Here is a 6149-nt window from a genome sequence, read left to right on the forward strand (position 1 = left end):
TTTCCTTCGGAAAGCTTTCAGGCGAACGCTACCGCTCCTACAGCTCCAACATTTCTCTCCAATGACTCAAATCAACGATTTTTTATGTGTAACCTAGGGGTGGGAGACTCAGATCGCTTCGCTCCTTCAGCCCCCTGCTACCTTGAAAAATAAAAAAATTAACTAGAAGAAACCACGCGCTCCTCACGAGCTTGAGCGGCGGATTTCACCTGCTCATGCGCACGATAAGAGCTGCGAACAAGCGGGGCTGATTCCACATGGCTAAAGCCGCGCTTCAATCCCTCTTCCTTAAGCAGCGCAAATTCCTCTGGTGGATAATATTTCTCCACATTTAAATGCTTTGGAGAAGGCTGCAAGTATTGTCCTAAAGTCAATATATCACAATTTACGGCTCGTAAATCATCCATTGCTTGTAAAATCTCATCCCACTCTTCACCGACCCCAAGCATAATGCTTGATTTGGTAGGAATATCCGGTTTCATTTCCTTGGCTCTACGCAGAAGTTCCATTGAACGGCGATACTTCGCTTTAGCCCGTACACGGTCTGACATACGTTCCACCGTCTCGATATTATGGTTAAGAATGTCCGGATTACTGTTCATGACAATCTCCAGACTATTCCGTTCTCCCAGGAAATCTGGAATCAATACTTCAACACTACATAACGGAAGGCGTTTACGAATTGCCGCTACCGTCTCAGCAAAAATCTGGGCGCCACCATCCGCAAGATCATCACGGGCCACACTGGTCACCACGCAATGGCGAAGGTTCATTCCCTCTGCAGCTTCTGCTACACGTTCAGGCTCCTGCAGGTCCAGCTCTGTTGGCAGTCCTGTATTTACAGCGCAGAAACGGCATGCGCGAGTACATATATCTCCAAGAATCATAAAGGTAGCCGTTCGATTGGCCCAGCATTCATAAATATTCGGACACCTAGCTTCTTCACATACGGTATGTAAAGTTTTAGAACGCATCATGCTCTTGATTTCCTGATAGTTATCACCGGTAGTTAGCTTGATTCTAATCCAATCCGGCTTAGGCTGCTTTGCTGTTTTATTCGTCAAAATAATAAACCCCGCTTCCTCCTGAATGTGATGCTGCAGATGAAAGATGCTGCCTCATATTATAACATGTGCGCTTTACAATTGCCTGTTTTTGTGAAATATGCAGGGTCTGCCATCTTCGATTCCGGCGAAGAATTTACTGGTACCTTTAGACAAGAACGGATAAAAAGTAGCCTTTTGCTTCAATCTATAATAAAAGCTTCATCCGAAGTGCCTACATTCAATTCTACGCCCGGACAAAAGGAGGCTGTTATCTTGCTGGCCCTATTTAAGAATACTAATCACCGGAGAACTATGTTATGTCTGTCCGCGGCCGCTATCCTTTGGGGTGGTTTAGGCCTTCCCGTTCCAGCAGCTGCAGTACAGGCTACAGTCCAACCGGTGGAAAGCAGCGGCAATCCTGTTAATGCTAGCAAAGAATCCTTATGGTCTGCCCGTAGGGGAATTTATGATCAACTGAGCGCAGCCACTGGAATCCCTTGGTTTAGATTCGCAGCCATTGATCAATATGAACGCACCATCGCCAAAAAAGGGGCCTCAGACAAACCAGCCACTAACCGTCTTACTGGAATCATGATTCCAGCACCCGTATGGTCCGGTCCACTCAACCCGGATCAAGAGGATACTTCTCCTGAATCCATCACCTTCTTTAACGGCTTCGGCCGTGATGGCTCAGGAGATGGAATCGCCGATCCAGAGAATGATGCTGATGTTCTATATAGTATGGCTAGACACTTGCAGAAATATGGTGATTCAGCTAATGATTTTAGCATTGGCATTTGGGAGTATTATCACAATGGTCGTGCCTCTCAGCGCATAGCTCAGTTCGCCAAGCTATATGAACATTTTGGGCGGCTTGACCTATCAGGTAATGCTTTTCCACTTCCCTTAAGTAATTCTTATTCTTATCGTAGCACCTGGGGAACCGGCAGAAGCTGGGGTGGGGCACGTATCCACGAAGGAACTGACCTCTTTGCACCGCAAGGTATGCCGGTACGCAGTACCTGCATTGGCTTAGTGGAAACTAAAGGCTGGAACCGCTATGGGGGCTGGAGAATTGGAATTCGCGATATCGAGAACCGTTACCATTATTACGCCCACTTATCCGGGTATAACAAATCCATTTCACGTGGAGATATCGTCTCACCAGGTGAGATCATTGGCTGGGTCGGCAGCTCCGGTTACGGTAATCCAGGAACACAAGGGAAATTCCCGCCACATCTACATTTTGGCATCTATCGTGACCGAGGGATTACGGAATGGGCTTTTGACCCCTTCCCACTACTAAAACAATGGGAGAATCAGGAGTATAGAGACAGAAAGAACAAAAATAAAAAAAGTGCTACGAATTAAGAACAACAATAAGGCCCCTTTCTTCAGAGAGAGGCCTTATACCCTTTTAGTACAACATCAAGCAACCAAACGGTTCAATGCTCAATATAAGCTTGTTATTATTTTTAAAAGTAGCTCCTGACATTAAATCGGTTAGCAAATTCTTATCTGAACGATATGCATTAAGCTCAAGCTCGTACGCGTTCGGAGAATTATTGATAATTAAACCTATTTTCTCTTGACCCGTCCCCCGTATATAACCGAAGACATTACGGACTTCATCCGTGAACCAAGGACGAAACTTACCTTTTCGTAGAATATCACAGCTTTTTCTCAGGAAAATCAGCTCTTGATACCACTTCAGCAGCGCAGTATTTTGAGCTTGCTCTTGCCATACCATAGCTTTTCTACAGTGAGGGTCCGTAGCTCCTTCCATCCCAACCTCATCCCCATAATAGATCATCGGAATACCGATATAAGTCATCTGAAAAAAAACGGCCAACCTCATGCGCAGTATTGCCGTACTCTCACGGTCCCAGCCACGTCCCCCTTCCTTACATGCTGTAAGAAAACGCAGCGTATCATGACTGCCAATCAATTGAAACATCGCCGAATTGGCCTGGTCATTATACAACGCCTCCTGATGGAGTACTTGCTCCATAAAGCGATCTGGCCCTGTTGACTGCTCTGCAAAGAATTCCAGCACAGCATCCCGAAGCACATAATTCATGCCACCATCGAATTGATCCCCTCTAAGCCAAGGCCCAGAAGCGTGCATTATCTCTCCAATAAGTAGAATTTCAGGAAATTCAGACTTGAGCTCTTGCCGAAACCGGGACCAAAAATCCGGGTTGACCTCATTCGCTACATCAAGACGCCAGCCATCGATCGCAGTTTCACGAATCCAATACTTCGCAACCTCTATCATATATTTAGCCGTGTCAGGATGATCCATATTCAGCTTAGGCATATGCGCTTCAGCTTTAGCGAATGTTTCATAATTCGGGGCAGGCGTCTGTGTAATGGGAAAAGAACGAATAAAAAACCAATCTTTATATGGAGACTGTTCGCCCTTTTCCATTACATCTTTAAACGCAAAGAATTGATCTCCCGAATGATTAAACACGGCATCCAAAATGACCTTAATTCCATGACGATGTGCCTCACTGACTAGCGTCTTCAACCCATCTACATCGCCAAACGCAGGATCGATCTTATAATAATCGGAGGTGTTATATTTATGCTCAGAAGGAGACTCAAATACAGGCGTCATGTAAATAGTGTTCACACCAAGCTGCTGTAGATAAGGTATTTTGTCCGTAATGCCTTTTAGAGTTCCACCATTGTAGCTGCTAGGATAAATTTGATAGGTCACCGCATCCTGGCTCCATAAAGGTAACTTCATAGCCTCAGAATGGTGAATGTATGCATATTGAAAAGAACCTGCACGTTCCCGATTCTCCGACGCGCCCCTCTCTCCATACCAGACATATTGCCCCGCAGCATTCGCTACATGGAATAGATACCTGCTCCTTCTAGTGCTGGTCTGAATAATTGCTTCGTGAATCTCATAAATACCGGCCGACCCGATCCGCTCCATCTGCAAAGGAACTTCTTGCCCCGGAGAATCATAACGATCCGAGTGGATTACGGTACAGGATAATTGCTGTCCAGCTTGTGTAAATAATCTTAGCTTCAGGGTCCCTGTACCTACAGGATAGGCAAATGGATCTTCACTTGTATGATAGACAAACCATGATTGAGGCATAACTTATGGACTCCTTCTATACTTTTATCGTTCTATCTATCTGTTCATACATCATTAGAGAGACTGCTAAATTTGTGTTATTATGGTTACAAATACCGTTTTCAAGTTATGAGGGACGAAGATGAAAGTAACAATTTCTGATATTGCTAAAGCAGCCAATGTGGCTAAATCCACTGTATCTAAAGTACTAAATGATTCCCCAAAAATATCACAGGAAACGAAACAAAAGGTTCGAGAGATTATGAAGCAAATGAATTACACGCCAAGCAGTATCGCTACTGGGTTAGCTAGACAAAGCAGCTGCAATATTGGCTTACTGGTCGATATGTCTAAAGAAAGTGAGTTTCTGAACCAATTCTTTTACAACATTATTGGTGGAATCGAGAGCGTAATTGCACCTTTAAAATACGAGCTGACCATTTCCAATGTGCAACATAGCAGTCCAGAAGGCCATTTTCTAAATAGGCTTGTGTTTAGCAAACGTGTCGACGGTATTATTGCCAACAACTCCGTGCTGACTGAAGAACTTTCTGAAGAACTAAATCAACTGGAGTTTCCTTACATCTCCATTGGAGAGATTATGGCCCCCGGAAGTTGGGTTGATTTCGATAATGAAGCAGGCGGCAGCATGCTAACCGAGCATCTCATCGAACAAGGTTATTCAAAGATAGCCTTCATAGGCGGGCAGCAGCAGGAAAAAATTTATACACATCGCCTAAGTGGATACTTAAGCGCATTACAGCAGGCTGACCTTATCGTTCCTCAGCAATGGATCATTAACTGCAAGGCTGATGAACATGATAGCTATCATGCAGCACTTGAGCTTCTGCAGCGTGAAGAACGTCCAGACTCTGTAGTGTGTATGAACAGTTATGTAGCCTTTGGGGTACTTCAAGCCGCAAAAGCACTCGGAATTGATGTTCCATCAGAACTCGGCATCGCCGCTTTTGATGAATATCCGTTGTCTCGTTACACAACACCTCCTTTAACTTCGCTTAATATCGATACGTTCAAGCTGGGTGTATCTTCAGGGCAGCTACTGATGGAACGCATTCGTGGCAATGATGCGCCCCACAAACATTTGCTACTAGAGCCAGAACTAATTCCTCGTGAATCTACGATGAGAACTAAATTCTCTGGAGTAACTTCGTAATTGGACTACTCTGTATCTTCTGCAATGAAAATGCTTCATACTACTTACCAAGGAGCGGCCCCACACGGGGGCCGCTCCTTGTCATGTGAAAGGTATTATGATCCACTTGAGTAGCAACTCATAGATCTTTCCAACGCTGAACGGTCAGATTCACTGTTTGTGCGCCGCCTGCTGGTGTAAGCGTTCGATTGGAAATATCCGATCCGTTCGAGTTTACCTCCACATTAGTCCAAGCGCCCCGCGTAACTTTATATTGCACCGCTGTTCCTGCTGGTAAGCTCAGTGTGATGGAATATACCCCATCACTACCTTTAGTCAGTTGATAGACTGGATCCGCTGCATTCCAGCTGTTGAAGGTACCGGTGAGATACAGAGGTCCGCTCGCCGGAGTAGACGCTGGAACATTTACACGAAACGTCACACTGTCTGCTTGAGGTTCCCCTGCTCTAATACTTCCGTTCACCAGACTCCAGGTTCCAGCATCAAAATGGTAATTACTGCTGCCGTTGTTATCCCATGTACCACTGCCATTATTAAAGGCTGCGGTCAGTCCGGCAGCAGTGCCCAGCTGAATTGTAATCGACTTATATCCTGGGAAAGAAGAAGCTTGAAGCTGTTCACCAGGAGCCGTCGTCCAGACTGTCGCCCCATCCAGCTTGTAATGAATATAAGAGCTACTGTAAGCCGTATTCTTATAATAGATCGTTGCAGTGTTGCCAGTCGGTGTAGTCGTCGGTGTTGGGGTTACTGTTGGTGTCGGTATCGTTGTCGGTGTTACTGTTGGCGTTGGCGTTGGCGTTGGCGTTGGTGTTGGTGTTGGTGTTGGTGTTGG

Annotated in this window: 5 protein-coding genes; 2 read left to right on the forward strand and 3 right to left on the reverse strand. The window is 45.4% G+C overall.

Translation table 11 applies throughout. From position 1 onward, the window contains the following. Window positions 1–158: 158 nt before the first annotated feature. Window positions 159–1064 (reverse strand): lipoyl synthase, encoded by a 906-nt coding sequence (gene lipA, locus CA598_RS30785; protein WP_094874781.1) that lies wholly within the window; start codon window positions 1062–1064, stop codon window positions 159–161. Between the two features lie 294 nt (window positions 1065–1358). Here lipA and CA598_RS30790 point away from each other — a divergent pair, with 294 nt between their 5' ends. Then, window positions 1359–2417, forward strand: a complete 1059-nt coding sequence (locus tag CA598_RS30790; protein WP_094874782.1) for a M23 family metallopeptidase — start codon at window positions 1359–1361, stop codon at window positions 2415–2417. Between the two features lie 46 nt (window positions 2418–2463). Here the strand turns inward: CA598_RS30790 and CA598_RS30795 are convergent, their stop codons facing one another. Then, window positions 2464–4164, reverse strand: a complete 1701-nt coding sequence (locus CA598_RS30795; RefSeq protein WP_094878966.1) for an alpha amylase N-terminal ig-like domain-containing protein — start codon at window positions 4162–4164, stop codon at window positions 2464–2466. Window positions 4165–4285: 121 nt separating this feature from the next. Between CA598_RS30795 and CA598_RS30800 the strand changes: the two genes are divergently transcribed. After that, a complete protein-coding gene (locus CA598_RS30800) occupies window positions 4286–5317 on the forward strand; it encodes a LacI family DNA-binding transcriptional regulator (RefSeq protein ID WP_094878967.1) in 1032 nt (343 codons plus the stop codon). Window positions 5318–5435: 118 nt separating this feature from the next. Here the strand turns inward: CA598_RS30800 and CA598_RS30805 are convergent. Beyond that, the coding region (locus tag CA598_RS30805) for a carbohydrate binding domain-containing protein (protein ID WP_306440499.1) at window positions 5436–6149 on the reverse strand (714 nt) is incomplete at its 5' end.

Origin of the sequence: Paenibacillus sp. VTT E-133291, assembly GCF_002264395.1 — a bacterium.
Taxonomy (GTDB): Bacteria; Bacillota; Bacilli; order Paenibacillales; family Paenibacillaceae; genus Paenibacillus_AQ; species Paenibacillus_AQ nitricinens.

Excerpts from the sequence above, each read along its gene's own strand:
- CA598_RS30790 (WP_094874782.1), top strand. The coding sequence starts at position 1,359 with ATGTTATGTCTGTCCGCGGCCGCTATCCTTTGGGGTGGTTTAGGCCTT.
- CA598_RS30795 (WP_094878966.1), bottom strand. The coding sequence starts at position 4,164 with ATGCCTCAATCATGGTTTGTCTATCATACAAGTGAAGATCCATTTGCC.
- CA598_RS30800 (WP_094878967.1), top strand. The coding sequence starts at position 4,286 with ATGAAAGTAACAATTTCTGATATTGCTAAAGCAGCCAATGTGGCTAAA.